This is a genomic window from Streptomyces sp. NRRL F-5122 (assembly GCF_001507435.1).
Lineage (GTDB): Bacteria > Actinomycetota > Actinomycetes > Streptomycetales > Streptomycetaceae > Streptomyces > Streptomyces lannensis.
This window is the reverse complement of record NZ_LMWH01000048.1, coordinates 88,683-115,399: the sequence shown is the minus strand read 5'-3', so window position 1 is coordinate 115,399 and position 26,717 is coordinate 88,683. Positions and strand designations below refer to the sequence as shown.

The 26,717-nt window shown below is 71.1% G+C and carries 24 protein-coding genes and 1 tRNA gene; 13 read left to right on the top strand and 12 right to left on the bottom strand.

Annotation, left to right across the window (positions count from 1 at the left end):
* The first annotated feature begins 158 nt into the window (after nt 1–158).
* From ADL25_RS08280 to ADL25_RS52145, 5 genes are all read left to right on the top strand, one after another.
* Entirely contained in the window at nt 159–1,826 is a 1,668-nt protein-coding gene (locus ADL25_RS08280; RefSeq protein ID WP_059126994.1) for an FAD-dependent oxidoreductase, read from the top strand.
* Nucleotides 1,827–1,968: 142 nt separating this feature from the next.
* Nucleotides 1,969–2,520, top strand: a complete 552-nt coding sequence (locus tag ADL25_RS08275; protein ID WP_059126993.1) for a SigE family RNA polymerase sigma factor — start codon at nt 1,969–1,971, stop codon at nt 2,518–2,520.
* Entirely contained in the window at nt 2,513–3,088 is a 576-nt protein-coding gene (locus ADL25_RS49710; protein ID WP_059126992.1) for a hypothetical protein, read from the top strand. The genes ADL25_RS08275 and ADL25_RS49710 overlap by 8 nt, the downstream gene beginning before the upstream one ends.
* Before the next feature lie 111 nt (nt 3,089–3,199).
* Nucleotides 3,200–3,811 carry a hypothetical protein gene (locus ADL25_RS08265; RefSeq protein WP_059126991.1) on the top strand — a complete coding sequence of 204 codons (612 nt, stop codon included), beginning with the start codon at nt 3,200–3,202 and terminating at the stop codon, nt 3,809–3,811.
* Nucleotides 3,808–3,990 carry a DUF6368 family protein gene (locus ADL25_RS52145; RefSeq protein ID WP_059126990.1) on the top strand — a complete coding sequence of 61 codons (183 nt, stop codon included), beginning with the start codon at nt 3,808–3,810 and terminating at the stop codon, nt 3,988–3,990. Before ADL25_RS08265 ends, ADL25_RS52145 begins: the two co-directional genes overlap by 4 nt.
* A gap of 54 nt (nt 3,991–4,044) precedes the next feature.
* On the opposite strand, the gene ADL25_RS08255 is transcribed toward ADL25_RS52145, so the two are convergent.
* A complete protein-coding gene (locus ADL25_RS08255) occupies nt 4,045–4,359 on the bottom strand; it encodes a CPCC family cysteine-rich protein (RefSeq protein ID WP_059127117.1) in 315 nt (104 codons plus the stop codon).
* A 200-nt stretch (nt 4,360–4,559) separates the two neighbouring features.
* Here ADL25_RS08255 and ADL25_RS08250 point away from each other — a divergent pair, with 200 nt between their 5' ends.
* A complete protein-coding gene (locus ADL25_RS08250) occupies nt 4,560–5,291 on the top strand; it encodes a GNAT family N-acetyltransferase (protein ID WP_059126989.1) in 732 nt (243 codons plus the stop codon).
* Nucleotides 5,292–5,537: 246 nt separating this feature from the next.
* Here ADL25_RS08250 and ADL25_RS08245 read toward each other — a convergent pair whose 3' ends face one another.
* Together ADL25_RS08245 and ADL25_RS08240 are read right to left on the bottom strand one after the other, a co-directional pair.
* A complete protein-coding gene (locus tag ADL25_RS08245) occupies nt 5,538–7,391 on the bottom strand; it encodes a hypothetical protein (RefSeq protein ID WP_159044900.1) in 1,854 nt (617 codons plus the stop codon).
* A gap of 526 nt (nt 7,392–7,917) precedes the next feature.
* Nucleotides 7,918–7,991 (bottom strand) — tRNA-Thr (locus ADL25_RS08240).
* Nucleotides 7,992–8,218: 227 nt separating this feature from the next.
* On the opposite strand from ADL25_RS08240, the gene ADL25_RS08235 reads away from it, so the two are divergent.
* The 3 genes from ADL25_RS08235 (at nt 8,219) to ADL25_RS08225 (ending at nt 10,823) form a co-directional block, all read left to right on the top strand.
* Nucleotides 8,219–9,355, top strand: a complete 1,137-nt coding sequence (locus ADL25_RS08235) for an ABC transporter ATP-binding protein (RefSeq protein WP_059126987.1) — start codon at nt 8,219–8,221, stop codon at nt 9,353–9,355.
* Between the two features lie 237 nt (nt 9,356–9,592).
* Nucleotides 9,593–10,039, top strand: a complete 447-nt coding sequence (locus tag ADL25_RS08230) for a hypothetical protein (RefSeq protein WP_059126986.1) — start codon at nt 9,593–9,595, stop codon at nt 10,037–10,039.
* 52 nt (nt 10,040–10,091) lie between these two features.
* Entirely contained in the window at nt 10,092–10,823 is a 732-nt protein-coding gene (locus ADL25_RS08225; protein ID WP_059126985.1) for a nucleotidyltransferase family protein, read from the top strand.
* 94 nt (nt 10,824–10,917) lie between these two features.
* Here ADL25_RS08225 and ADL25_RS08220 read toward each other — a convergent pair whose 3' ends face one another.
* The 6 genes from ADL25_RS08220 to ADL25_RS08195 all read right to left on the bottom strand — a co-directional run bounded on the left by ADL25_RS08220 (nt 10,918) and on the right by ADL25_RS08195 (nt 17,591).
* The gene (locus ADL25_RS08220; RefSeq protein ID WP_107116548.1) at nt 10,918–12,645 is read right to left on the bottom strand and encodes a DoxX family protein; all 1,728 of its coding nucleotides are present in this window, start codon (nt 12,643–12,645) and stop codon (nt 10,918–10,920) included.
* A 138-nt stretch (nt 12,646–12,783) separates the two neighbouring features.
* The gene (gene rlmB / locus ADL25_RS08215; protein ID WP_059126983.1) at nt 12,784–13,725 is read right to left on the bottom strand and encodes a 23S rRNA (guanosine(2251)-2'-O)-methyltransferase RlmB; all 942 of its coding nucleotides are present in this window, start codon (nt 13,723–13,725) and stop codon (nt 12,784–12,786) included.
* A 95-nt stretch (nt 13,726–13,820) separates the two neighbouring features.
* Nucleotides 13,821–15,221: a cysteine--tRNA ligase gene (cysS, locus tag ADL25_RS08210; protein WP_059127116.1), complete on the bottom strand. Its 1,401-nt coding sequence runs from the start codon at nt 15,219–15,221 to the stop codon at nt 13,821–13,823.
* A 265-nt stretch (nt 15,222–15,486) separates the two neighbouring features.
* Nucleotides 15,487–15,981 (bottom strand): 2-C-methyl-D-erythritol 2,4-cyclodiphosphate synthase, encoded by a 495-nt coding sequence (ispF, locus tag ADL25_RS08205; RefSeq protein WP_059126982.1) that lies wholly within the window; start codon nt 15,979–15,981, stop codon nt 15,487–15,489.
* Entirely contained in the window at nt 15,971–16,759 is a 789-nt protein-coding gene (gene ispD / locus ADL25_RS08200) for a 2-C-methyl-D-erythritol 4-phosphate cytidylyltransferase (RefSeq protein ID WP_059126981.1), read from the bottom strand. The genes ispF and ispD overlap by 11 nt, the downstream gene beginning before the upstream one ends.
* A 349-nt stretch (nt 16,760–17,108) precedes the next feature.
* Nucleotides 17,109–17,591 carry a CarD family transcriptional regulator gene (locus ADL25_RS08195; protein ID WP_003953493.1) on the bottom strand — a complete coding sequence of 161 codons (483 nt, stop codon included), beginning with the start codon at nt 17,589–17,591 and terminating at the stop codon, nt 17,109–17,111.
* Nucleotides 17,592–18,220: 629 nt separating this feature from the next.
* Between ADL25_RS08195 and ADL25_RS08190 the strand changes: the two genes are divergently transcribed.
* The gene (locus tag ADL25_RS08190; RefSeq protein ID WP_059126980.1) at nt 18,221–18,886 is read left to right on the top strand and encodes a hypothetical protein; all 666 of its coding nucleotides are present in this window, start codon (nt 18,221–18,223) and stop codon (nt 18,884–18,886) included.
* Between the two features lie 205 nt (nt 18,887–19,091).
* On the opposite strand, the gene ADL25_RS08185 is transcribed toward ADL25_RS08190, so the two are convergent.
* Complete coding sequence (locus tag ADL25_RS08185; RefSeq protein WP_009340348.1) at nt 19,092–19,772, bottom strand: response regulator transcription factor; 681 nt, start codon at nt 19,770–19,772, stop codon at nt 19,092–19,094.
* Entirely contained in the window at nt 19,769–21,037 is a 1,269-nt protein-coding gene (locus ADL25_RS08180; protein ID WP_059126979.1) for a sensor histidine kinase, read from the bottom strand. Before ADL25_RS08180 ends, ADL25_RS08185 begins: the two co-directional genes overlap by 4 nt.
* A gap of 242 nt (nt 21,038–21,279) precedes the next feature.
* On the opposite strand from ADL25_RS08180, the gene phoU reads away from it, so the two are divergent.
* Both phoU and ADL25_RS08165 read left to right on the top strand, forming a co-directional pair.
* Entirely contained in the window at nt 21,280–21,969 is a 690-nt protein-coding gene (gene phoU / locus ADL25_RS08175) for a phosphate signaling complex protein PhoU (RefSeq protein WP_059126978.1), read from the top strand.
* Between the two features lie 496 nt (nt 21,970–22,465).
* Nucleotides 22,466–22,717, top strand: a complete 252-nt coding sequence (locus ADL25_RS08165; protein WP_059126976.1) for an SCO4226 family nickel-binding protein — start codon at nt 22,466–22,468, stop codon at nt 22,715–22,717.
* 345 nt (nt 22,718–23,062) lie between these two features.
* Here the strand turns inward: ADL25_RS08165 and ADL25_RS08160 are convergent, their stop codons facing one another.
* The gene (locus ADL25_RS08160; protein ID WP_234380724.1) at nt 23,063–24,295 is read right to left on the bottom strand and encodes a serine/threonine-protein kinase; all 1,233 of its coding nucleotides are present in this window, start codon (nt 24,293–24,295) and stop codon (nt 23,063–23,065) included.
* 528 nt (nt 24,296–24,823) lie between these two features.
* Between ADL25_RS08160 and ADL25_RS08155 the strand changes: the two genes are divergently transcribed.
* Nucleotides 24,824–26,335: an FG-GAP-like repeat-containing protein gene (locus ADL25_RS08155; protein ID WP_059126974.1), complete on the top strand. Its 1,512-nt coding sequence runs from the start codon at nt 24,824–24,826 to the stop codon at nt 26,333–26,335.
* Nucleotides 26,336–26,717 lie beyond the last annotated feature (382 nt).

Below are 26,717 nucleotides of genomic sequence, written 5' to 3'. Positions count from 1 at the left end.
GGTGACGCGACGTCAGCGTTCCTCGATCGTGTGCCGGTCGCAGAGAGTGCGCGACTCGTATGAACCACGTGGGTGACTGGACACACGGACCCGCTCCCCGAAGGGCATGGAAACTGCGGGGCGCCCCCGCACCCGCTCCTCTGCTCCGGGAGGCATCGATGCGCGAAGAAGCCGACCACCGGGTTCCGGTCCTGATCGTCGGCGGCTCCCTGGTGGGCCTGTCCGCATCCCTTTTCCTGGGCCGTCACGGAGTACGGCACACCCTCGTCGAGCGCCACCCGGGAACCTCCGTCCACCCGCGTGGACGAGGCAACAACGCACGAACGATGGAACTGTTCCGGGTGGCCGGCATCGAACAGGACGTCAGAACGGCGGCGTCGCTGCTGACGGACAACCACGGCATCCTGCAGGCCCCGTCACTTCTCGGCGACGCCGGCGCATGGCTGTTCAGGCACATCGACCCGGACGGCGGACTCGCCCGGCTGAGCCCCGCCACCTGGTGCCTGTGCAGCCAGAACGACCTGGAGCCCGTCCTGCTGGACAGCGCCCGCGAACTCGGCGGCGACCTCAGGTACTCCCATGAACTCGAATCCTTCGTGCAGGACCCCGAAGGAGTGACCGCGGTCGTGCTCGACGGGACCACCGGGCGGCGGTACACCGTCCGCGCGGACTACCTCGTCGCGGCCGACGGCCCGCGCAGCCCGGTCCGCAGAAGCCTCGGCATCACGCAGACCGGACCCGGTGACCTCTTCGCCAATGTGAGCGTCACCTTCCGCTCCCGGCTGCTCGCGGACGCGGTCGGCGACCGGCGCTTCCTCTGCTGCTACCTCATCGGGCCCGACGCCGACGGGGCCCTCCTGCCCGTCGACAACAAGGAGAACTGGGTCTTCCACGTCCCCTGGCACCCGGAGCGGGGCGAAAGGCCCGAGGAGTTCACCGACGAACGGTGCGCGCGGCACATCCGCCGGGCCACCGGGGTCAGGGGCCTCGATGTGGAGATCACCGGCAAGGCGCCCTGGCACGCCGCCGAACGCGTCGCGGAGCGGTTCGCCGTCGGCCGGGTGTTCCTCGCCGGGGACTCCGCCCACGAGATGTCCCCCACGGGGGCGTTCGGTTCCAACACCGGCATCCAGGACGCCCACAACCTGGCCTGGAAGCTGGCCGCCGTCCTCGGCGGCTGGGCGGGGCCCGGACTGCTGGAGACCTACGACACCGAGCGCCGGCCGGTCGCGCTGGCCACGGGCGCCCGCGCGTCGGCCCGGTCGGTGGAGCACGGACACCCGGGCTTCGCACCGGCCCGCAGCGTGGGGGCCGGCGAGAGGCCGAGCGGCCTGCTCAACCTCGTCCTGGGCCACCGCTACCCCGACGGCGCGGTCGTGGGCACCGATCCGGCCCGAACGGTTGTGCCTGCCACTGCGCGGCTGACCGGTGACCCGGGAAGCCGCGCACCCCATATGTGGCTGCGCCGCTCCGGCACACGACTGTCCACGCTCGACCTGTACGAGCGCTCCATGGTGCTGCTCAGCGACGCACGGGGCGGGGCGGGATGGCACGAATCCGCCCGCCGGGTCGCGGTCCGGGGCCCCGTGCGACTAGTCGCCCACCGGATCGGCACGCATCCCGACGGCGCGGACCTGATCTGCGACGAGGACGACGAGGAGCGGGCCGACTGGGCGCGGGTCCACGGCACCACGCCCGGGGGCGCGGTCCTGGTGCGGCCGGACGGGTTCGTGGCGTGGCGGGCGGAGCGGACCACGGCGGACCCGGAGGCGACGTTGCGGGCGGTCCTGACGTCGGTCCTCCGGACGGACCGGGCCGTCACCTGAAGAGGTGGCCTTCACGGTCCGGGTGGGTACCGCGCCGACGTCGCCTCGGTACGAGGGCGCCGGTTCCGGGCGGCACGATAGGGTGCGCATCGTCGAGCACCCGGGTGCCTGGGATCCACCGGGGTCCGAAACGGGAAGAGGCATGCGGCAGCCCGAGTATCCCCCGGAACGGGGCGTGGATGAGCGTGAGTTCGACGCCTTCTACACCGCGAGCGTCGGCCGTCTCATAGGCCAGCTCTACGCGATGACGGGCGACCTCGCGGAGTCGCAGGACGTGGTGCACGAGGCTTTCGCCCGGGCCTGGGAACGCCGGGCGCAGCTGGATCTGCACGGCGCACCCGAGGCGTGGGTGCGCACCGTGGCGTGGCGACTGGCGGTCAGCCGGTGGAGGCGGGTCCGCACCGCCCTCGCTCTGGCCCGCCGGCAGGGGCCGCCTCCCGCCGTACCACCACCCGAGCCACACCACGTGGTGCTGGTCGAGGCGCTGCGGCGACTTCCCGAGGCTCAGCGGCGTGCCGTGGTCCTGCACCACCTGTGCGATATGTCGGTGGAACAGGTTGCCGCCGAGACCGGCTCTCCGGTCGGTACGGTCAAGGTGCACCTGAGCCGCGGACGGGCAACTCTGGCCCGTCTGCTGTCCGATACGGAGCTGGATCCCCGGGCGGGGCGACTGCCGGAGGGGGAGCATGGCTGACGAGACCGAACTGGGATGGCGCCTCGCCGAACTCGCCGAGTCGGGAAGGAGCCATACGGTGCCGCTTGCCGCGCACCGGGTGCGAGCCCGTGGCGAGCAGCGGCTGCGACGCAGGCGGACGACTCTGGTGACCGCCGTCGCGTCACTGGCCGCCGCGCTGGTGGCGGGTGGACTGGCGCTGGCCGGATCCGCCCACGGGCCCCAGCCGCCCACGGCCACACCGGTGCCGGCTCCGCCTCCCTTCGTGCGTCCGTCGCCCGGCCCGGGCGAGGAGTACGCCAGCGAACTGGGTTATGTCTACGGCGCAGTATCCGAGGGCGACACCGTGCGCGTCACGGTCCGGCAGCTCCGCGGCGCGATCCGGGGCACCGCTTCCCCCACCGGCGTTGTGCACGCACTGACGCTGCCGCGTGCGACTCTCGTCGAGACACGGCGGCTCTCCGGCGGGCACCCCGCGGACATGCAGCTCGGTCAACTGGTCGACCGGCTGGCGGACGGCCCGCGCTGGACGTTCTGGATCGACTACGACAACGAAGGGCGTGTGGAGTCCCTGCGGGAGACCGGGTGATCCCCCGATGAGCTGTTACGCCTTCATGACATTCCCGGTGTAACCCGCAGGGTGCGGCACCGCGTAGTGCCCGTGTATCCCGACCGCACCCGACCCGATGGGACGCAGACCATGCTCATCTCACGCCGCCGAAGCGCCGCCGGAGCCACCGCTCTCGCCCTCGCCGCCCTTGTCCTCACCGCCTGTTCGGAGGGCGGCGCCCAAAACCGGGCGGACACCTCGGCCCCCGCCGCGGTGACGACACCGGCCACCTCGACGGCCTCGACGACGGCGACGGCTTCGGTTTCGGTTTCGGTTTCGGCGTCCGCCTCGGCCTCCGCGGCAGCCCCGACAACGGCGCCGGACCCGACGGCGGCAGCGGGAGCTCCGGGGCGCTGGGCGGACACCAAGCAGTTCATGCAGATCACCGATGCCTGGATCAGCGACGGACGGACCTACCTGTCGGTCCGAACGGCCCGGAAGCAGCCCGCAACCGGCGACATCGAGGCCTGGCTGATCATTCCGGGCCGGGGGCCCTACAGCACCGTGTCCATGGCCACGGGCAGCCGGATACTGCTGTCGGTCCCGCTGGGGGACAACTCGGTCCCCTACCCCTACTCCCAGGCCGAGTTCGTCAGACGGATGAAGCGCCAGTCCCCGACGTTCCTCGAAGGACTGGGCTTCGACCTGACGTTCGACGGCAACGGCCGGGTGACCCGGCTGCAGTCGCTGTACACCCCGTGACACGGGTGGCACGGCTTCATCCCGAGTCGAGGACCGGCACCCGTGCCCGTTCCAGAACCGCCTGCGCGGCGTCGCGGCCGTACGCCACGGAGGCGGGCAGCTGCGGATACGGCCACGTCGGCGACCGGGAGTTTCTGACCGCCTGGCTCGACCACCCCGAATTCCGAATGATCAAGTGAGGGAAGGGGAGCGACGTGCTGGTCACCGCGATTGCGTGGAGGGGCCTCTGGACATCAAGGCCACGAGTAGAGCGTGCCCGTTCCATGCCGCGTGCCGCTGTCCGGGTGCTCCTCGGACCGCGGTGCGCGTACGAACTGGGTGCAGTACTCGTTGCATGCGCCGATCGCCGCGAAGTTGCGGCGCGCCTGCCGCAGGCTGAGGTCGTGGTTGGGGCCTCCATGCACCTCATCGGCGTCCTGCTCGTCCTGGCCGTCGTCCTCCCAGTAGCAGACATCACAGATCTCGAACGCTCCACGCTCGGACAGGGTGATGAATCCGCAGCAGGGGCAGCGGTACGGACCCCGCTCGGCGCTTCCTCGAACAGTCATGAAGGCCACGTCTGCATCCTGGTCCGCTACGGCCGCGTGCGCCCAATGATTTTTGGGCACTGCCGTGCACGTGCCGATGCCCGCTGTTGGACGAGACGGAACCGGGAAAGTCGGCTGATGTCGAGGCGAGGCCGGTTCGCAACCAGGCCAGGTTGACCGGACCTCTGCGACACCCCACTCAGAACCGACAGGATTCGACCATGCCGATAGACCCGCTGCTGGCCAAGGCCCGTGTGTTGTGGGAGGGCCTTGCGGCAGCGCCCGTGTCGTTCGTAGCGGGGGGAGGGGTCAGCGTCGTCGCCTCGCCCAAGTCGAGTCTGTGCCCTCCCGGCTGGGTGGGCGTGGTGTCCCTGGGCGGTGCAGCCGTCGTCACCGCTCCCACGGAGCCATCGGCTGCCCTGGTCCGGGATGGACTGGCGGCGCTGCCCATGGCGTCGGTCACCGATGCCGACGCGGTCCGTGAGGTCCTGCCCGTGGCCGAGGCGCTCGGCCCGGCGACGTTGTCCTACGTGTCCCCGGACGCATTCCTCCCGGCCTCGCCGGGACCCCCGGCTGCGCGGCAACTCCCGAGTGACCACCCTGCACTTCGAAACCTGGAGGAGGCCGCGGGCGAGGACGGCGCCGGGGAGGCCGCTCTCGGAGAGATCACCTCGTCGGCCTTCGTGATGCGCGTGGGCGGCAGGGTGGTGGCCGCTGCCGGATACCGGTCCTGGCCCGGGAGGGTCGCGCATCTCAGCGTGCTGACCGATCCTGCCTGGCGAGGACGAGGCTTCGCCAGGGTGGCGGCTTCGGCAGCCGTGACGCATGCACTCGCTGCCGGACTGCTGCCGCAATGGCGGGCCCGGCCACTCGCGTCCCGGCGGGTTGCGGCCGCCTTGGGATTTCGGGAACTCGGTGCCCAGCTCAGCATCAAGCTCGCCGGGTGCCACTGAACTGACGGCCACGCCGAGATCCTGGAAGTTCGCCGTCAGACGGTGCTGGTCGGCTCGGGCCCTCCCCCTGAGGTGGCTTCACCTCAGGGGCGCAACATCGAACCACCACACCCTCCGGCTGAGCGTCGCGCCCCCGTTGACCCGGGCGCGGACCGGAGCCCTGCACGTGGCAGACCCGCCGCAATGCCGAAGGGCGCCCCGGAGGTTCCCGGGGCGCCCTTCGCGGTGGTCCTCGCACAGGGCTGCTCAGCGCACGTCCACGTAGTCGTGGTAGCTCTCGGCGTCCACGTAGGAGCCGGACGCGAGGTAGACCCCGACCCAGGTGCCGTCCTGCTTCGCGGTGAAGCGGGCGGTGAAGTGGCCGTGCGAGTCAGCCTTGACCGAGCCCAACTGCGTCCAGGACTTTTTGCCCTTGGCCTGGAAGAGGATGTAGACGCGCTGCTTGCCGAACGCCACCCACTTCGTGCCGCTCAGCCGCTGCAAGGTGCCGGTGGTGGTCACGGTGTGGCCCTTGCGCACCGGCTCGGGACCGGCGTTGAAGCCGCTGATCCTGGTGGCGGTGCGGTTGAAGTGCACGGAGTTGGAGTAGCCGGGCTGGTAGTCCGACGACCCCGCCGAGTACAGCCGCCAGTAGCCCTTCGGCACCGACACGTGCCCGTCGAGGTTGAAGGTGCCGTCGGACTTCGCGGTGAACCAGCCGAGCGACTTCCAGCCGGACTTGCCGTCGGCCGACTGCTGGAGGTACAGCTTCCGGTTCGGCGGCACCTTGCCGTTGCTGCCGTTCATGCTGCCCTGGATGTGCAGGTTGGAGTACTCGTCAATCCAGCTCGAACAGAAGCAGATGTTGGTCCGGTTGATGACGTCGACCTTGAACTGCGCGTGCGAGGCGGTCAGATACGGGTCGGCCAGGTAGCTGTCGAGGCTGGTCTCGACCGTGAACGTGCCGTCGTCGGACGGCACGTACGGGTAGGTGAGCGTGAAGCGCCCGCCGGTACCGCTGGTCGCCGTGGCGTAGTAGCCCATCTCGAGCGCGACGCCCTTGGCCGGACGCCAGGTGCCGTCGTACAAGTACTCCACGACGCCGGATGAGGACGCCTTGGTGCCGTACTTGATCTGCACGCCGGAGTGGTCCAGCCGAATCCGGCTCGGGCTGACCACGACCGGCAGGGTCTTGCTGTCGACGAGCACATAGGTGTTCGTGCCGTCGGGGTTGGCGATCCAGAAGGAGAGCGAGACCGGCACCGACGTGGCGTTCTCGCCGTTCAGCCGCGGCGCCACGTCGATCGAGTAGCTGCCGTCGGCGGCGGTGACGGCGCTGTAGGCGTACTCGGCCGTCACGCTCAGATCCTTGCCGGCCAGCGGCGAGGTGTCACCGGTGATCGGGTCGAAAAGCGAGATGCGGCCGCTGAGCGTGACGTGCGTGTGCTCCACGTCCAGCACGGCGGGGCTGATGCTGCGGTCGGCGAAGACCGGCTTCGGCTCGACGTCCACGGTGGTGGCGCCCGCCGCCGAGGTGCTGTCGCCGTCGCTGTCCTGGGCGCTGACCGTCACGTCGTAGCTGCCGTACGAAGGCAGTTGCGACATGCGCGGCGAGCGCCAGATGCCGTCCCGCGGTGTGCCTGAGACGAGCGTGAAGCCGGTGACCGCGACGGTCGCCGGGTCCGTGCCGTGCAGCTCCGTCAGCTCGGCGGACACCTCGGTGATCGCCGAGTCGGAGGAGACGGCGACCGTCAGGAAGCCGGTGTCGGACGGGTCGGAGCCTACGTCGCCGAACACCGGGGCGCCGGTGCCGTCGGCAGGCGCGCTGCTGCTCGGGGCGGGCGTCGGGTCGCCGGAGGGCGGGTCGGACGGGGTCGAGGTGTCCGACGGTTCGCCGATTGGCGGGGCGGACGGCATCGGGGTGTCCGAAGGAGTGTCGGACGGGGCGCTGGTGGGCGGGTCCGCCGGCGTCGAATCGGCCGTCGGGCTCGCGGTCGCGGTGACCGCCGGGTCCTGCCCGGGCGTGCCGACGTCGGCCGCGTACGCCAGCGCTGGCGCGGCGAGGAGTGCGGCGCCCAGTGCGGCGGACACGGCCGCCGACACCACAGAGCGTGTTCTCAATGCTGGGTTCCCCCCACGGGAATGGCGCGGCCTCGCCGCCCCGGACATCCGGAGGCAAGCCGCGCTCTTTGTGCGGTTGCTGTGAACATCACGCAACACATCGAACTCTAGTGTCTGCCTACGACACGGGATCAACGGGTTTGTTGAACCGCCGAGGACGTCACCTGCCGTTGCCTGCAGGGTTGTTGAGACTCCCGGCCCGAGCGGTCCGCCGGCGTCAGGGCGACCCGATGACGACCGCCCATGCCCAGCCGGGGATCGTCTTGATCTTTTTCTGGGACAGCTCGCCGGTTTGGGCGGAGCCCGATCCTGGGGGCTTGGAAACGCAGAGTGCTCGCTGCAGCACCGGAACACTCCTGGCTTCACCCACGTGACATCGGACACACAGCGCAAGGTCATCAGCCGCCTGGACCGCCCGCGCAGACACTGCCTCGACTATGAGCGACCGCCATGCTCGACGGCACCCGTGGATGTCGAACGCCCCGGACCGATCATGGTCCGGGGCGTTGGTACTGCTGGGCACAAGAGCCCCCTGTCGGATTCGAACCGACGACCTTCGCTTTACAAGAGCGGCGCTCTGACCAGCTGAGCTAAGGAGGCGCGCACGGGCGTGCCCGAGCAGTGTACCCAGGTCCCGGACCGTGCCCGTCGAAAATTTCCGCGAAGTTCACAGTCCCCCAGGTACTGACATAGCGGTGAACGCCAGGTACGGTCCTGAACCAGTTCACCCGTGTGGACTACACCACCACGACGGAACCCCGTAGTGGCAACCACCTTTACAACGGATCGTCCGGCACGTTCCTGCCGGTGAAGGGGGCCCATTCACCATGGCCACTGTCTCGTTCGACAAGGCGACCCGGATCTACCCCGGTTCCCAGAAGCCCGCCGTCGACTCGCTCGACATCCAGATCGAGGACGGGGAGTTCCTCGTCCTGGTCGGCCCGTCCGGCTGCGGCAAGTCCACCTCGCTCCGCATGCTGGCGGGGCTCGAGGACGTGAACTCCGGAACCATCCACATCGGTGACCGCGACGTCACGCACCTGCCGCCCAAGGACCGGGACATCGCCATGGTGTTCCAGAACTACGCGCTCTACCCGCACATGTCCGTCGCCGACAACATGGGCTTCGCGCTCAAGATCGCCGGCGTGAACAAGGCGGAGATCCGCAAGAAGGTCGAGGAGGCCGCGAAGATCCTCGACCTCACCGAGTACCTGGACCGCAAGCCGAAGGCGCTCTCCGGTGGTCAGCGCCAGCGTGTCGCCATGGGCCGCGCCATCGTGCGCGAGCCGCAGGTGTTCCTCATGGACGAGCCGCTGTCGAACCTCGACGCCAAGCTCCGTGTCTCCACCCGTACGCAGATCGCGTCCCTGCAGCGCCGCCTCGGCATCACCACCGTCTACGTCACCCACGACCAGGTCGAGGCCATGACGATGGGCGACCGCGTGGCCGTGCTCAAGGACGGTCTCCTCCAGCAGGTGGACTCGCCGCGGAACATGTACGACCGCCCGGCCAACCTCTTCGTCGCCGGCTTCATCGGTTCCCCGGCCATGAACCTGGTCGAGGTCCCGATCACCGACGGCGGCGTGAAGTTCGGCAACAGCGTGGTGCCGGTGAACCGCGAGGCGCTGAAGGCCGCGGCCGACAGGGGCGACCGCACGGTGACCGTGGGCGTCCGCCCCGAGCACTTCGACGTGGTGGAGCACAACGGTGAAGCCGCCGCGTCCCTGTCCAAGGACACCGAGGACGCCCCGGCGGGCCTCGCCGTCTCCGTGAACGTCGTCGAGGAGCTCGGCGCCGACGGCTACGTCTACGGCGCGGCCGAGGTCGGCGGCGAGACCAAGGACCTCGTCGTCCGTGTCGGCGGCCGCCAGGTTCCCGAGAAGGGCGCGCAGCTGCACGTCGTGCCGCGTCCGGGCGAGACCCACGTGTTCTCGACCTCGACCGGCGAGCGTCTCTCCGACTGAGCTCCGCCCACCGGACGCACCGCACCGATCCGCCCCACGGCGGGTCATGCCTCCCGGCACTGACGAAGAGGGCCCCGCAGACCACTGCGGGGCCCTCTTCGTTGTCGACAAATACCCCAACATAAGAGGCATTTCACCTGAGTGCGTCAACCCCCTACCCGGAAATCGTCGCTTCTTCATCCCCCGAACCGGTGACTAATTGTCGCCAAATCACTACCCCGCGCTACCCTCACTCGCGTGAAGCACACCACTACTCCTCGGACACGGTGCGGCCGTGGCCCCGCCCGCCGCATCGGGCGCACCCTCGCCCTCGTACTGCCCGTCGTCCTGGTGCTGTCCGGGACCCTCGCGGTCGCCCGCGTCAACTGGTCGGGAGCCCCTTCCAACTCGGTGCTCGCCGCCTCCTCCGGAGACGTCTCGACACGCGCCTCCTCCCGTGCGCCGCAGGACACACTGCGCGACAGGCTGCTGCTGGAGCTTCAGGAGAAGGACCCGGGCACCGCGCTCACCCACCTCCAGCAGGCCGTCAACGACCGCCCCTCGCTCGCGAAGCACTGCGTCGCCATCGCCCGCGCGCTGGGACGCGCCGCCGTCCGCGTGTACGGCCCCTCACGCGCCCAGTCCTACGCCCGTCCGGTCTGCGACACCTCCTTCGCCTCGGGCGTCGCCGCACAGCACGGCTGAGGGCCCTCGACAGCCCCGAATGAGGACGGGACGCGCGACGTACAGTTCGGTCATGACCGATCCGAACGCCGCCGCGCGCCCCGTCCAAGCCGTCATCCTGGCCGGTGGCCAGGGCTCCCGGTTGCGCCCGTACACCGACGACCGGCCGAAGCCGATGGTGGAGATCCCGGGCACCGGGACCCCGATCATCGGACACCAGCTCACCTGGCTCGCCGAGGAAGGCGTCACCGACGTCGTCGTCTCCTGCGGTCATCTCGCCGACGTCCTGCAGAAGTGGCTGGACACGTCGGACCTGCCCGTCCGCGTCACGACGGTCGTCGAATCGGAGCCGCTCGGCCGCGGTGGCGGCCTGCGGTACGCCGCCGGGCACCTCCCGCATCCCGACCGGCCCTGGTACGCGACGAACGGCGACATCTGGACCCGGTTCTCGCTGCGCGACATGGCGGACTTCCACACCGAGCGCGGCGCGGTCGCCACCCTCGCCCTGGCGCGCCCGCGCATCCCGTGGGGCGCGGTCAAGACGGACGGCTTCGGGCGCGTCACCGACTTCATCGAGGCCCCGCCGTCCACGTTCGAGATCAACGCGGGTGTCTACGTCTTCTCCGCCGAGTTCGCCGAGATGCTCCCCGAGCGCGGCGACCACGAGCGCACCACCTTCCCCCGGCTGGCCCGGGAGCGCCGTCTGGCCGGCTTCCCCATCCCTCAAGGCGCGTACTGGCGGGCCATCGACACCGCGAAGGACCTCACCGAGGCGGCGAAGGAGCTGGCGACGCTGGTGCGTTGAGGTTCCGCCGGAGGCGTCGTCCCGCACGTGCTCACCCGAAAGGGGCCCCCGCACACCGAGTGTGCGGGGGCCCCTTTCGGGTGAACCGGCCCAACTACCCCAGCAGGCCGCCCACCAGGTGCTCGGAGCCCCCCGAGCCGCTCCCTCCGCCGTGGCCTCCACCACTGCTTCCGCCGCCGCTCGCTCCGCCCGAGGGGCCGCCCGTGCCACTGCCGCCCGAGGACGACGGGCCCGCGCTCGTGCTCGGCGCCTGCTGTGCCGGCGCCGAGTGGCGCGGCGGGACCTGGCCACCGCTGCCCTGCGTCTGGCTCGGCCGACCGCCCGAGACCGTGCCGGTCGCACCGGGCGCGTCCGGGGTCCGGGCCGGGCCGGACGGCGACGACGTGCCCTGCGGGGACGCCGGGGAACGCGAGGCCGAAGGGCCGGCCTTGTGCTGCTGCTCGCCCGGCGTCTCGGGCAGCGGCGAACCGGGCAGTTCGTTGCGCGGCGCGTCGCCGGGTCCTGGTACGACCACGCGGTCCGCGTCCCGCACCGCCCCGCCGAGGAGCGATCCGACCAGCAGCGTCACGCCGGTCACGAGCGCCGTCACGAGCGCCCCGCGCCGCAGTACGTACTGCCGCAGCTCCCAGATGTCCGCCCGCGGCCCGAGCCTGCGCCACGCGCCGCCCGCGAGCCGCGCGTCCACGGAGTACACGGGCGCCCCGGCGATGATCAGCGGCGACCAGGCGGCGAGATAGATGATGTCGGGCGTGTCGTACGACGGGGTGGTGTGCCAGCTCACCGTGACGATCAGGGCGGCCGCGAGCAGCGCCCCTGCCGAGGCCGCGACCCGCTGCCACAGGCCGAGGACCGTGAGCACGCCGACGATCACCTGGAGGAAGGCGATGACCAGCCCCGTGCCGACGGGGTGGTGGAGTGCGAACTGCCGCAGCGGCTCGGCCGCTTCCCAGGGGTGCAGCGAGTTGAGCCATGTGGTCATCGAGCCCCGCTTGCCACCGTCGAAGTAGACGGGGTCGCAGAGCTTGCCCATGCCCGAGTAGACCGAGATCGAGCCGAGGAAGACGCGCAGGGGCAGCAGCACCACACCGAGGTTCATACGGCGGCCGGGGTAATAGGCGTGCCGCACATGGTCCCCGCCGTGCCGCCGCGCCCGCGGCTCCCGCCCCCCGGCTTCCGCGCCGTCCGCGAACCGGGCGTCGTCGTAGGGGGATCGGGAGTGATCGGGTCCACCGTAGGCGGGGTCGTCGTAGCCGGGCGCAGCATAGGCGGGTTCGTCGTACGCACTGCCGGCGCTCCGCATCTGCGGGAGCAGCCGGGTCTCGCCGCGACGGTGACCGCGGGGGGCGCCGATGACCGGCGACGGCAGGGTCTGGTCGTCGCCGTAGCCGCCGGCACCCGGCAGGTCCTCGACTCCGATGCGCGGGATGACCCGGGTCGCCCGCGCGTCGACCGTCGGGTCGTCGCCGTGGCGCACGCTCGAGCTCCGTACGGCCTGCAGCAGCCGGTGGGCGCCGGTGTCGTCGGGTGCGGACCTGCCACTCCAGACGACGGGCCTCCGGCGGCCGTCGGCCTCTGCGGCTCTGTCCGCCGAACCGGCGGCGGGCATGTGCAGGCCGCTCTGCGCGATACCCGAGTACCGGACGAGCCGTGGGGACGGGCCGCGCCGCGTGGACGCGCCCAACCGCACGCGGAAGCTTGCGTGATTGACGATGACCTGCGCCGGATCGCTCGGCACCTTCACCATGCTCAGCACGGGGGTGTCGTCGAATCCCGACGATCGGTCCCCCGTCGGTGTGCGGGGCGTTCTGGTCTCCACACTCATCTAACCGAGTGAGGTGTGATTAGGACACTGCTCCGACCGCGCGGATCTGTCCGGACCCCGTCAAGCTTGTCCTGTACGACCGAATGACCCCGTACGGGCGGGGGAGCGAACGACTGTTCGCGCCCTCGGCCCCGGGTGTCAGGCCCGTCGGCGGGACGCCTCGTACAGCACGATGCCCGCCGCCACACCGGCGTTGAGCGACTCGGCGCCACCCGGCATCGGGATCCGCGCCCGGACGTCGCAGGTCTCGCCGACCAGTCGAGACAGCCCCTTGCCCTCGCTGCCGACGACGATCACGACCGGCCCGCCCAGGGCGTCCAGCTCGCCGAGCTCGACGTCCCCGTCGGCGGCCAGCCCGACGACCATGATGCCCGCCTTCTGGTACGCCTCCAGGGCACGCGTCAGATTGGTGGCACGCGCGACCGGCGTACGGGCCGCCGTGCCCGCGGAGGTCTTCCACGCGCCGGCCGTCATCCCGGCGGCGCGCCGCTCGGGCACCACGACCCCGTGCCCGCCGAAGGCGGAGACGGACCGGACGACGGCGCCAAGGTTGCGCGGGTCGGTGACCCCGTCCAGGGCGACGATCAGCGGGTCCTCGCCCTCGTCGTAGGCCGCGTCGGCGAGGTCCTCGGGGTGGGCGTACTCGTAGGGCGGGACCTGGAGGACGAGCCCCTGGTGGTTGAGTCCGTTGGTCATCCGGTCGAGCTCGGGGCGCGGGGCCTCCATGAGGTTGATCCCGCCGCGCTCGGAAGCGAGCTGCAGCGCCTCGCGCACACGCTCGTCGTTGTCGATGAACTGCTGGACGTAGAGCGTGGAGGCGGGCACGCCCTCGCGCAGCGCCTCGGTGACCGGGTTGCGCCCGACGACCAGTTCGGACGAGGACCTGCCACCGGTACGACGCTGCTGCGGACGTCCCTGCGCGCGGCGCGACTTCGCCTGTGCGGCACGCTGCTTGGCGTGCCCCTTGCGCATCTCGGCCGGCGGTGTCGGGCCCTTGCCCTCCAGGCCGCGGCGCCGCTTGCCGCCGCTGCCGACCTGCGCGCCCTTCTTGCCGGACATGCGGCGGTTGTTCGCGGCCATGACCTACCCGTCTGTTGAAGCGTCGTACGTATGTCTATGCAGTGTGCCGCCCGGAGGGCCGGACGGCACAATCGATCATCGGATCCGGTGCCGGCTCAGCGCGGGCCGAGCGACCAGCGCGGACCCTGGGGGCCGTCCTCGATGACGAGCCCCGACTGGTTGAGCTGGTCGCGGATCCCGTCGGCGGTCGCCCAGTCCTTGCGGGAGCGGGCCGCCTCGCGCTGGTCGAGGACCATGCGCACCAGGGTGTCGACGGCGCCGTGCAGATCCTCGCCGCGGTCGCCCTCCCCGGCCCACTCGGCGTCGAGGGGGTCGAGGCCCAGGACACCGAGCATGGCCCGCACCTCGGCGAGCCGGGCGACGGCGGCGTCCTTGTCGTCGGCGGCCAGCGCGCTGTTGCCCTGCCGGACGGTGGTGTGCACGACGGCGAGCGCCTGCGGCACACCCAGGTCGTCGTCCATCGCCTCGGCGAACGCCGGGGGCACCTCGTCGGCGGGCTCGACGACCCCGCCGGCCTTCTCGACGACACGCTGCATGAAGCCCTCGATACGGGCGAACGCGGACTCCGCCTCGCGCAGGGACTCCTCGCTGTACTCGATCATCGAGCGATAGTGCGGCGTGCCGAGGTAGTAGCGCAGGACGATGGGCCGCCACTGCTTGACCATCTCGGAGACCAGTACCGAGTTGCCGAGGGACTTGGCCATCTTCTCGCCCGCGATGGTGACCCAGGCGTTGTGCAGCCAGTACTGGGCGAACGCGTCACCGAAGCCCTTGGCCTGGGCGATCTCGTTCTCGTGGTGCGGGAAGATCAGGTCGATGCCGCCGCCGTGGATGTCGAAGGCCGACCCCAGGTACTTGTGGGCCATCGCCGAGCACTCCAGGTGCCAGCCCGGACGGCCGCGTCCCCACGGAGTCTCCCAGCTGGGCTCGCCCGGCTTCACCGCCTTCCACATGGCGAAGTCACGCGGGTCCCGCTTGCCGGTCTCGCCCTCGTCGGCGGGCTGGCGCAGATCGTCGAGGTCCTGCTTCGACAGCGACAGGTAACCCGGCAGCGAGCGCACGTCGAAGTAGACGTTCCCGTCGGCCTCGTAGGCGTGTCCGCGCTCGATGAGCCCGCGCATCATCTCGACCATCTCGGGCACATGCCCGGTGGCGCGGGGCTCGTAGGTGGGCGGGAGGCAACCGAGCGCGCGGTAGGCATCGTTGAACGCGCGCTCGTTCTCGTAACCGATGGCCCACCACGGGTGGTTCTGCTCGTGGGCCTTCCGGATGATCTTGTCGTCGATGTCCGTGACATTGCGGATGAACGTCACGTCCAGACCGCGGTACGCGAACCAGCGGCGCAGGATGTCGAAGTTGAGGCCGGAGCGGATGTGCCCGATGTGCGGCGGGGCCTGCACGGTGGCGCCACACAGGTAGATCGAGACACAACCCGGCTTGAGCGGGGTGAAGTCACGGATCTGCCGGGCGCTGGTGTCGTACAGGCGAATAGTCACGAGTCCAGGGTAGTGGTCCGGAAGGAGTGCCTCACGCGCCTTGCGGTCAAGGGCCATGCATTCGTGACAAACGGTTCGCCCGCAGGTATCCCCGCGCCCACCTCCGGGGCGACCGGTGTCCCGGACCGCGAGGCCCGCCCGGGGTCGCGGTCCTGACGTCTCTTCGCGCCGATGTCACCACCGTGCCGGACAGCCGGGCCGGCCGTCCCGGAGCGCCTTCGGAGCCTCGGTCGCCGGGTGACGCTCCGGTTGCGTCCGTGCGCCCTCAGTCCACCCGCACCACGAGCGCGGTGGCGATCGCCATCAGTCCCTCGTCGCGCCCGGGGAAGCCGAGACCGTCCGTCGTCGCACCGGACACCGAGACCGGTGCCCCCGCCGCGTCCGAGAGGATCTTCTGTGCCTCGTCGCGGCGCTTGCCGATCTTCGGGCGGGGGCCGACCACCTGGACGGCGATGTTGCCGATGGCGAAGCCCGCCTCGCGGACGATCCGCGCGGCCTCCGTCAGCAGCGTGACCCCGGACGCACCGGACCACTCGGGCCGTCCGGTGCCGAAGTGCTGCCCCAGGTCACCGAGGGCGGCCGCGGAGAACAGCGCGTTGCACGCGGCGTGTGCGACCACGTCCGCGTCCGAGTGGCCGGCGAGTCCCGGCCCCTCGCCCTCCCACTTCAGACCCGCGCACCACAGTTCCCGCCCCTCTTCGAAGGCGTGGATGTCGGTCCCGATGCCCACCCGGGGCAGCAGCGGCCCCTCAGAAGCCATCGGTCAGCCTCCTGCGCGCCAGGACCGCCTCGGCCAGGACCAGGTCCAGGGGGCGGGTGACCTTGAACGCCTCCGCGTGACCGGGGACGACCACGACCCGCAGCCCGAGCTGCTCCACCATGCTCGCGTCGTCCGTGACGTTGTCCGTCACGGTCTCGTGGGCGCGGATCAGCGTCCCGCGGTCGAAGCCCTGCGGGGTCTGCACGGCGCGCAGCCGGGCGCGGTCGGGCGTGGCGACGACCGGCTCCGGGTGGTCGGCCTCGGCCGCGGGCTCCACCTCCTTGACCGTGTCCGCGAGCGGCAGGGCGGGCACCACGGCCGGCGCACCCTCGCGCACCGCCTCGATCACCGCGTCCACCGTCTCCACCGGGACCAGCGGGCGGGCCGCGTCGTGGACCAGGACGATCTCGTACTCCGGCGGCAGCGCGTCGAGGCCCAGCTTCACGGACTCCTGACGCGTCTCCCCGCCCGGCACGACCAGGAAGTCGGTCCGCTCGGGCAGCGCGTGCGCGTCGAGCAGCGACTTGACCTCCGCGGCGCCGTCCGGCGGCGCCACGACAATCACCAGGGACACGGCGCGGGACGCGGCCATCGCGCGCACGGCGTGGATGAGCATGGGCGTGCCGTTCAGCGCGCGCAGCGCCTTGGGGGCGCCCGGACCGAGGCGCACACCTCGGCCCGCCGCCGGGATCACGGCCGCGATGGGGGTCCCTGCCCGGGCGGAGTCCGGGGTTTCCGGCAGGGTTCCGGTGAGCGAAGGGCGCGAATCGTCAGACATCGGTTCCTGTCAGGTTTGTGTGCTCGGCCGGGATGGGTATGGCCACAGCGTGCCGGGCGCGAGGCCTTGACCGGACCCTTCCGTGACCCCGGTCGAGCCGACTGCCCGGGCCCGGCACGCCAAGTATCGGGGGTTTCCCGTGTCCGGGGGGTGTCCGCCGGGGTACGGAACGAGGGCAGGGCTTCACCATTTCGGCAGAGCATGACGTCGAGGCGCGTCCGGGTACGAACATGCCGCAGCGCCCGGCGACAGCTACTGCGTCATCGGGCACCGCGGCATGTGCAGACGTGCTGCGCACTGCTCCGTCCGTCACGCTCCCGGCCGGGGAGCGAGTGGGGCGGGATGGGCGTCAGGACGCGAGGACCTCGTCGAGCAGAGCCTCGGCCTTGTCCTCGTTCGTGTTCTCCGCGAGGGCGAGTTCGCTCACCAGGATCTGCCGGGCCTTGGCGAGCATCCGCTTCTCACCGGCGGACAGTCCGCGCTCGCGCTCACGACGCCACAGATCGCGGACGACCTCCGCAACCTTGATGACATCGCCGGAAGCGAGCTTCTCCAGGTTTGCCTTGTATCGACGCGACCAGTTCGTGGGCTCCTCGGCGTACGGCGCACGCAGCACCTCGAAGACCCGGTCCAGCCCGTCCTGACCGACCACATCACGCACGCCGACGAACTCCGCATTGTCCGCTGGCACACGCACCGTCAGGTCGCCCTGGGCGACCTTCAGCACCAAGTAGGTCTTGTCCACGCCTTTGATCTGGCGAGTTTCGATGGCCTCGATCAGCGCGGCCCCGTGATGGGGATAGACCACGGTGTCGCCAACCTTGAACGTCATGTGACAGGTACCCCTTCCGTGGCTATCCAGGGTAACACGGAAACGGCGTCTTCTGAATGGCGTTTTCGCAGGTCAGGGCATATCTCGGGGCTTGACAACCACAACAGGAACGTGCTGCGAGGGGGCGACGGAAGACGGTATTCGCAGGTCGGAGCCGCTCTGCGGGTGAAGAGAAACGCGCACGTTACACACATCGAAGGCACCTGACTAGGTCCAAAACGCCCCTTTATGTCCTCCCTCAAGCGATCGACTTCCGCTACTCCGTTCGGCGCCTCATGGCCGCTGCGAGACGAATCCGGAATTGATCACGGCACCCGGTGATCCCGCCGTTGATCGGTTGATCGATTTTCGGCCCCTCCGTGCATTTCCTTGCGGAAAACCACCGCGGGGCTGGAGACGCTTATGTGAATACTGGACGACGTGAGGTCAAAGTGCCTGAGGAGATGCATGGGATCGGCGTGACGGAAGCGACTTCGACGGGCGCCACAAGGAGGCCCCGCATGCCTTGGGGCGGGTCGGGTGCGGCGGCTCTGGAACGGCTCGGTAACCTAAGGCCGCTGACAGACACTTAGGGCGGCTTTATCAGGGAGTCGCCCTGCACCGCCCACGTTCAAGGAGTTGCCGCCGCCGTGAGCAGCAGCATTCGACGCGGCGCCCTCGCCGCCGCCGCCATCGCGTTCTCGATCACCTCGCTCGCCGCGTGCGGCGCCGGCAACAACGCCCAGACGCTCGAGGTCAAGCCCGACAACGCGGCGACCAGCGTCGGCGACATCAAGGTCCAGAACGCGATGGTCATCACCCAGCCCGACCCGAAGGCCGGCGGCCCGGCCGTGGTCTCGGCGACCATCTTCAACACCGGCACCACGTCCCAGACGCTGGACTCGATCAGCGTGGAGGGCGACGGCACCGCCGAGATCTCGCCGGCCAAGGGCGGCGGCAGCGTGACCGTCCCGGCGGGCGGCTCCCTGGTGCTCGGCGGCAAGGACAACGCCACGGCCACGCTGAACAACATGGACGCCGCCGTGCAGAACGGCAACGCGCAGAAGATCACCTTCTCGTTCAGCAAGACCGGCGAGGTCAACCTGCGGGCGTTCGTGGTCCCGGCCGAGAGCTACTTCACCAAGTGGGGGCCCAGCAACATCCCCTCGACGCCGTCCCCCACGGGCTCGCCGTCCGAGCACGCCACCCCGACGGAGTCGGCCACGGGTACGCCCGCCTCGGGCGCGCCCGGCACGCCCGCGGGCGAGGAGCCGGGAAGCGACACGACGACGGAGTCGGGCTCGTCCGAGCAGTGAAAGCGGCCCGGGGCACCTGCGCCCGGTGACCGCTCCCTCCGCCGCGGTGCTCGCGCGGCGGCGGAGGCGAGCGAGGCCGCAGAACCGGAACGCACGAAGGGCGGTACCCCTTCCAGGGGGTGCCGCCCTTGATCGTGCCGTGCGCGCGTGAGGGCCGTTCAGGCCCCGCTCAGGGGCCGTTCCCGGCCGACGCGCGCCGGTCGGCTCACGGCTCGAACTTGTAGCCGAGGCCGCGGACCGTGACCAGGTAGCGCGGGGCGCCCGGGTCCGGCTCGATCTTCGCGCGCAGGCGCTTGACGTGGACATCGAGGGTCTTGGTGTCGCCCACGTAGTCGGCGCCCCAGACACGGTCGATGAGCTGCATACGGGTCAGGACGCGGCCCGCGTTGCGCAGCAGCATCTCCAGGAGGTCGAACTCCTTCAGCGGCAGGTCGACCTTGGAGCCGGAGACCGTGACCACGTGGCGGTCGACGTCCATACGGACCGGACCGGCCTCCAGCGCGGCCGGGGTGACCTCCTCGGGCTCCCCGCGGCGGCGCAGGACGGCCCGGATGCGGGCGACCAGCTCACGCGAGGAGAACGGCTTGGTGACGTAGTCGTCGGCCCCTATTTCCAGGCCGACAACCTTGTCGATCTCGCTGTCCTTGGCGGTCACCATGATGACCGGGACATTGGAACGGCCGCGCAGCTGGCGGCAGACCTCCGTGCCCGGCAGGCCGGGCAGCATCAGGTCGAGCAGGACGAGATCGGCGCCGTTGCGCTCGAACTCGTCGAGACCGTCGGGCCCGGTGGTCGCGATGGCGACCTCGAAGCCCTCCTTGCGGAGCATGTAGGACAGGGCGTCGCTGAAGGACTCCTCGTCCTCGACGACGAGTACTCGGGTCACGGAAGGACCTCCGGGGCGGGAAGCGGTTCGTACGGGGATGTGACGGTGGTCGTCCCGTCGGGCCGGCCGTCCTCGTCGTCGAGTCCGGACGGGTGATCGGTCGCACGGTCACGGGCCGCACCCGCCTCCGGCAGCCGCAGGGTGAAAGTGGAGCCCTGACCCTCGGAGCTCCACACGGTGACCTCCCCGCCGTGCGAGGCGGCCACGTGCTTGACGATCGCGAGACCCAGCCCCGTACCGCCCGTGGCACGGGAGCGAGCCGGGTCGACGCGGTAGAAGCGCTCGAAGATGCGCTCCTTGTCCTTGTCGGAGATGCCGATGCCCTGGTCGGTCACCGACACCTCGATCAGATCCCCGCCCGAGGCCGACATCCTGCGCGCGGCGATGCCGACGCGGGTGCGGGCGGGCGAGTAGTTCACGGCGTTCTCGACGAGGTTGCCGAGAGCGGCGGCCAGCTGGCCGCGGTTGCCCCACACATGCAGATCGGCGGTGCCACCGGCGGCCATGGTGATCTGCTTGGTGCCGGCCTGGTGGCGGCAGCGGTCGATGGCCTCGGCGACCAGTTCGTCCACGCGCACGGGCTCGGCGTCCTCGAGGGGGTCGTCGTTCTGCACCCGCGAGAGGTCGATGAGCTCCTGCACGAGGTTGGTCAGCCTCGTGGCCTCGATCTGCATACGGCCCGCGAAGCGCTCCACGGCCTCGGGGTCGTCGGAGGCGTCCATCACGGCCTCGGAGAGCAGCGACAGGGCGCCGACCGGCGTCTTCAGCTCATGGCTGACGTTGGCCACGAAGTCGCGGCGCACCGCCTCTATCCGGCGGGCCTCGGTGAGGTCCTCGACGAGCAGCAGCACCAGCCGCGAGCCGAGGGGCGCCACGCGTGCCGACACGGCCAGGGCCTCGCCCCGTCCGGTGCCGCGGCGCGGCAGGTCCAGCTCGACCTGGCGTATCTCCCCGTCCCGCCTGGTGTCACGTGCCATCTGGAGCATCGGCTCGACGGCGAGCTTGCCGCCCCTGACGAGTCCCAGGGCGTAGGCTGCGGAGCTGGCCTTCACGACGGCGTCGGCCTCGTCCAGCACGACCGCCGACGAGCGCAGCACGGACAGCACGGTGTCGACGCCCGGCGGAAGCACGGGGTCGGTGTGCAGGGAAGTGCGGGTAGGGCGCTTCTGGTCGCGCTCGCTCCAGCGGAACGCCAGCATGGCGATCACGCCGGTGAGCACCCCGGCGATCGCTGCCGCTGCGGCGACCGCCGCGTTCACGTCCATGCACCCAGGTTAGGCACGTCAGGACGCCGGACCACAGCCATCCGAGTGCGACCTCGGACACTCGTCGCCCAGAGTTCACCTTGGAGCCAGGGCCGGTTCATTTGAGATGACTGAAACAGTCGCGTACGGACCAGAACGTGGGAGCGTGGGGTGCAAAGGGCGCCGTGACGGCCGTGTTCACCATGGTGACGACGGGCCCGGGCCCCCGGCCCCCCGAAAAGACGTAAGAGAGGGACACCCTGATGCGGGACGCGTACCACGAGGAACTTGACTCGATCGGTGAAGGTCTGGTCGAGATGGCCCGGCTCGTGGGGTCGGCGATCGGACGCGCCACGACGGCGATCCTCGACGGTGACCTGAAGCTGGCGGAGACCGTCATCGAGGGCGACAAGAAGGTCGACGAGCTCCAGCACGACCTGGAGGCGCGCGCGATCGCCCTCCTCGCCCGCCAGCAGCCGGTGGCGACGGACCTGCGCATCGTCGTCACGTCGCTGCGGATGAGCGCCGACCTCGAGCGCTCGGGCGATCTGGCGCAGCATGTCGCGAAGCTGGCCCGGCTCCGCTTCCCGGAGCGTGCCGTCCCGCAGGACCTGCACGCCACCATCCTGGAGATGGGCCAGCTCGCCCAGCGTCTGATGGCCAAGGCCGCCGAGGTGATCGTCACCAAGGACGTCGACCTGGCGATGCAGCTGGAGCAGGACGACGACGAGATGGACCTCCTGCACCGCGCGCTCTTCCGGCACCTGATCGACGACCGCTGGCAGCACGGCATAGAGACGGCCGTGGACGTCACCCTGCTGGGCCGCTACTACGAGCGTTACGCCGACCACGCGGTTGCGGTGGCGAAGCGCGTGGTCTACCTGGTGACGGGCGAGCACGCGGACGAACTCCAGCCCGACATCCAGCCGGTGACGGGCGTCGAGGGCGCCTGACCGAAGCCCGACGGGGAGGGGCCGGCGGTCCGCGCTCGGGGCGGACGCTCGGACCGGCACCCTCCAGTCGGGGGGCTCGAAGGGGCCCGGCCGGGTGTGCACAAGCCTCTGTGCGCCGTTGATGCGCCTGTCGACGGGGGCATGAAATGGGCACAGGCACCAGTCTCTTGGAGGGACCCATGGCCGAGACCCCCAGCACCCAGGACCCCACGCAGGAGCGCGAGACCCAACAACCCGTCGAGATCACGAGCCTCCCGCTGGTGGGCGCATGCGGCTGCGGCTCCGGCTGCGGATGCGGGTGCCAGTCGGGCGCTCCGTGCCAGTGCGGCTGACGCCGGACGACGCGGACGATCTCACGGGACGACCGGACATCGAGCAGGACCACGAGGGGCCCCGGCACTGTGCCGGGGCCCCTCGTGTCCGTGGCAGGTGCCGCCCGACAGGCGCAGCATGGGAAGCGGAGAAGGCGAGCCCGTCCGGAAGGAGGTGCGCGGCGATGACTCAGTTCATGGACGTCCACCATGGGATGAAGGGCATCACTGACGACCGGCTGAAGCAGGTCCACCGGGCCGATCTCGCCGTGGAGAGGGAGGAGGGCGTGCACTTCGAGCGGGCCTGGGCCGACCCCGAGTCCGGCACGCTCTACTGCCTCTCCGAGGCCCCCTCGGCCGAAGCCGTCCGCCGCGTCCACGAACGCGCCGGCCATGCACCCGACGAGGTCCACCCCGTCCCGCTGTCCATCTGGTGACCCGCACCCACGCCGCCCTCGGACCACGACGGTCCGCGAACTCGAGCGGGGAGGTGTGCGGTCCCGCACCGGTGTCCTCCTCGTCCCGGTGGGCTGCGCCACCACGACGTGAGCAGGAGCAGGCCGGTCACGGGAGGTGAACCGGCCTGCCCCTGTCGCGATGCCGCCCGCGTACCTCCCCCCGGAGAGCAGGCGGCGGACCCCACCCGGGGTCACTACCTCCAGCGCACCGAGCGCACCAGGTGTCACGGGTGTCCGGTCACTGTCGCAAGATCAGCACAACCGTGGCGCCGGGCTCCTCGTCCGGCCACATCTTCCGTACGGCGTGTCCATACGAGGGGCGACTCAGTCGTCGGACCCCTTGCCCTTCCGGCCGTGCCCGCCCCCGTGGCCGTCGCCGCCGTGGTCGTCGTTGCCCCCCTGGTCGTCCTGTGGTGCGGCGGTGTCGGACGGAGCACCGGCGGAGGGCCCGGTCGGCGACGTCCGGTCGACGGAAGCGGACGGTGCCGCCCCCGGTGCCGAGGAGGCCGGCGCGGTGGGGGTGTCGCGGCCGGAATCCCCGTTCCAGGTGGCGCCGAGGGCGACGGCACCCGCGAAGAGGGCCACACCCACGGCGCCCAGTACGGCCTTTGACGGCGGCTTGCGCCTGCCCCGCCGCTGGACGCGCGGGGACGTATCCGCCACCTCCGGTTCCGCGGCGATCGGCAGGGCGGCCGTGAGGGTCACAGCCTCCGGACGGTCCTGTTCCGGTTCCGCCGGATCCGGCGACTGGTGCCAGGCCTCGAGCCAGGCGGCCGCCTGGTCGGCGGTGGGGCGGCCGTCCGCGTCCTTGGAGAGCAGGCACATCACGTAGTCGGCCAGCGCCGGCGGTATGTCCGGCCGCAGCTGGGTGGGCGGTGCCGGCTGGGCTTCGACGTGCTGCTGCACCACGGCCAGCGAATTGGTGCCGCGGAAGGGGGGATGACCGGTGAGCAGTTCATACAGAACGCAGCCGAGCGAGTAGACGTCGGAGGCGGGCTGGGCGGAGTGCCCCATGGCGCGTTCGGGGGCGAGGTAGGCGGCGCTGCCGACGATCTTGCCGGTGGCGGTCAGCGCGCCGGCGGCGGCGTCGGCGAAGCGGGCGATCCCGAAGTCGGTGAGCTTCACGTCCCGGTCGATCGTGAGCATGACGTTGGCGGGCTTGACGTCCCGGTGGATCACCCCGTGCCGGTGGGCGGCGGCCAGTCCGGCGGCCATCTGGGCCGCGATGCCGGCCGCCTCACGCGGGGCCAGCACGCCGTACACGGAACGCTCCTGGGAAAGGTTCCAGCCGTCGACGAGTTCCATCACCAGGTAGGGCCGGCCGTCATGGGAGCCGAAGTCGTACACCCCCACCACGTTGGGGTGGCTGAGACGGCCCGCGGTCTGCGCCTCCATCCGGAACCGCTCGAGAGCTGCGGCGTCGTCGCCGTGCAGGACCTTCACCGCGACGGTGCGGTTGAGAACGTGGTCGGCGGCCCGCCACACCTCGCCCATCGCGCCGCGCCCGAGCGGTTCCTCCAGTTGATAACGGTCCTCCAGCAGCACCAGTGCCCCCACCCCACATCGACAACACTCGACCACTGTGACGCCGCTTCTCACGGTCCATCACGTCGTGAGCCGCAAGGGGCTCACGTCACCGGTGCCGACGACACGCCGCGCCGGCGACGGGCCCGCCGGGGCAGGCGAACGAAGGGGTCGCCTCCGCCCGACCGGAGCGTGAGCACACCCGCACGAGCGGGACGAACGCTGCCGGTACCGACGGTCCACTCCTACAGCGCACGGGGGCGCCGAGGTGTCACTCCCGCGCCGGGTGCCAAAGGCGTGCGCCCTGCCGCGTCGTACCTGCCCCGAACACTTCGCCACGGCCCGTCTCCTCGGGGGCCGCCCGCGCGTTGTCCTGTCGGAACGACCCGGCCGGGCGGCTCACCCTGTGACGTCCGGCCGGGCCCGTTCGCTCGGTGAGTATCGCCCGGGGGCGGGTGGGGAAGTCGGGGATCGAGGGGTGGGACATTGAGTCTCCGTACGACCGGTGCGCACATGCCGTGGAGCCGGAGACGGTCGGCGTGACTCACGACCGGAGCCGTCGTGCTGAGCGGAGCGGGCGTCGTCGTCTGTGCCGTCGGCCTTCCGCCCGCGCAGTCACAGGGGCACGGACGTGAACCCGCCGGGCACCCCGTGCATCCGGCGGACGGGCGAGCGGGGCACACGCCGTCACCGCACCGGGGCACGGACCGCTTCGGCGGAGCGCTGCCCGCCCGGGACGGGACCGGTGCCGAGCACACCCCGGCCGCCTCCGGCCGCAACCGCGACGGCATCACCGCCCTGGTCGTCGGCACCCCGAAGGCGTCGGGCGCCGCCGGAAGCGTGACCGTCGTCCCGGGCGGCCCCGACGGACCCGCCGTCGCCTCGAAGGTGACGCTCACCCAGGACAGCCCGGGGGTGCCCGGTTCCTCCGAGCCGGGCGACGGCTTCGGTGCCGCGACCGCATGGGGCGACGTGAACGGGGACGGCCGTGCCGACCTCGTGATCGGCGCCCCCGGCGAGGACGGCGCGAGCGGCCACGCCGACCGCGGGTCCGTCACCGTCCTCTACGGACCGGGTCTGCGTTCGGGGTTCTCCTACACGACCTCCGGTGTCCCGGCCACCGGAGCGCGGCTCGGTTCCGCGGTCGCCGTCGGTGACTTCGACGGCGACGGCAGGGCGGACGTGTTCGCGGCGGGCGCGGGCCGCGGCGGTACCTGGAACGTCCGTCTGACCGGCGGCGCCACCACGTCCGGCACGCTCGACGGCGCCACCGCTCCCGACGCGCGACTCCACGCCGCGACCGGCGACTTCGACGGAGACGGCTTCGCGGACGTCGCCCTCGTCCACCGCGGCGCCGACGGCATCGGGCGCGTGGTGTGGTTCGCGGGCTCGACGTCGGGATTGACCACGGTGGGAGTCGTCCCGGTGCGGGGTGCCCGGTCGATCGCCGCGGGCGACGTCGACGGCGACGGCCACGACGACCTCGTGATCGGGCAGCCCTGTGCCGCCGAGTCCGGCGGCCGGGCGGGCGGTCAGATCACCGTGGTCCCCGGGACGGCCACCGGCTTCAGGCCGGCAGGCCGCAAGGTCGTCTACCAGGACGCCGTCGGCGTGGCGGGCACCGACCGGCCCGGTGACGCCTTCGGCGCCTCCGTCGCGGTCGGCGACTACAACGCCGACGGCCGTGCGGACGCTCTTGTCGGCACTCCGGGCGAAGACCTCACCCGCGACGGCGTCGAACGTGTCGACGCCGGTCAGGCCACCCTGCTCCAGGGCAGCGCCTCCGGTCTGACGACGAGCGGATCCTTCGCCCTCAACCAGGACACCCCCGGAATCCTCGACTCGACCGAGACCGGCGACCGCTTCGGCTCCTCCGTGTCGCTCGTCGATCTGTCCGGCTCCGGACACGCGGGCCTCGTCTTCGGGGCGGACGGCGAGGACGCGGGCGACGGCATCGTCCTTTACACACCGGTCCACAGCACGGGCTTCGGCCTCGCCCGGACCGTCGCGCTCCGCAGAGCCTCCCTCGGCACACCCGCCGGCGCCCACCTCGGACAGACACTGACGCCATGACGACCGGCGCCTGCCGCCGTGTCGACCGGCAGCCAGGGACCGGAGCACCGCGACCTCTTGGAACTCCGGTCACACCTCCCACCGCAGTGATCTACATCACGGCGGCCTCGTACCGCGTGACGTTCACGGGCCGGGGCGCGCTGAGAGAGCGAGTCACCTCTGTGAAGGGCGTGCCTCATGTGACTTTCGTCTGCGGCCTTCATCGGCCTTCTAGGGGTGGGATACGTCGTGAGTGGTCGTCGTTCGCATGCATACAGACCGCTGAGCCTCAAACGGCGCGCGTGGCTGACGCTGGGTGCGGTCGTCCTGGGCGGCGGGGGCATCGTGACCTACGCGGTCGCCAGCCCCTCGGAGGACCACGGAGCGACGGGTCGTGCCAAGC

Bases quoted from the DNA above. Each gene is read 5' to 3' on its own strand.
- ADL25_RS08280 (WP_059126994.1), top strand. From the start codon at position 159: ATGCGCGAAGAAGCCGACCACCGGGTTCCGGTCCTGATCGTCGGCGGC.
- ADL25_RS08275 (WP_059126993.1), top strand. From the start codon at position 1,969: ATGCGGCAGCCCGAGTATCCCCCGGAACGGGGCGTGGATGAGCGTGAG.
- ADL25_RS49710 (WP_059126992.1), top strand. From the start codon at position 2,513: ATGGCTGACGAGACCGAACTGGGATGGCGCCTCGCCGAACTCGCCGAG.
- ADL25_RS08265 (WP_059126991.1), top strand. From the start codon at position 3,200: ATGCTCATCTCACGCCGCCGAAGCGCCGCCGGAGCCACCGCTCTCGCC.
- ADL25_RS08255 (WP_059127117.1), bottom strand. From the start codon at position 4,359: ATGACTGTTCGAGGAAGCGCCGAGCGGGGTCCGTACCGCTGCCCCTGC.
- ADL25_RS08250 (WP_059126989.1), top strand. From the start codon at position 4,560: ATGCCGATAGACCCGCTGCTGGCCAAGGCCCGTGTGTTGTGGGAGGGC.
- ADL25_RS08235 (WP_059126987.1), top strand. From the start codon at position 8,219: ATGGCCACTGTCTCGTTCGACAAGGCGACCCGGATCTACCCCGGTTCC.
- ADL25_RS08225 (WP_059126985.1), top strand. From the start codon at position 10,092: ATGACCGATCCGAACGCCGCCGCGCGCCCCGTCCAAGCCGTCATCCTG.
- ADL25_RS08220 (WP_107116548.1), bottom strand. From the start codon at position 12,645: ATGAGTGTGGAGACCAGAACGCCCCGCACACCGACGGGGGACCGATCG.
- rlmB (WP_059126983.1), bottom strand. From the start codon at position 13,725: ATGGCCGCGAACAACCGCCGCATGTCCGGCAAGAAGGGCGCGCAGGTC.
- ispF (WP_059126982.1), bottom strand. From the start codon at position 15,981: ATGGCTTCTGAGGGGCCGCTGCTGCCCCGGGTGGGCATCGGGACCGAC.
- ispD (WP_059126981.1), bottom strand. From the start codon at position 16,759: ATGTCTGACGATTCGCGCCCTTCGCTCACCGGAACCCTGCCGGAAACC.
- ADL25_RS08195 (WP_003953493.1), bottom strand. From the start codon at position 17,591: ATGACGTTCAAGGTTGGCGACACCGTGGTCTATCCCCATCACGGGGCC.
- ADL25_RS08180 (WP_059126979.1), bottom strand. From the start codon at position 21,037: ATGGACGTGAACGCGGCGGTCGCCGCAGCGGCAGCGATCGCCGGGGTG.
- phoU (WP_059126978.1), top strand. From the start codon at position 21,280: ATGCGGGACGCGTACCACGAGGAACTTGACTCGATCGGTGAAGGTCTG.
- ADL25_RS08165 (WP_059126976.1), top strand. From the start codon at position 22,466: ATGACTCAGTTCATGGACGTCCACCATGGGATGAAGGGCATCACTGAC.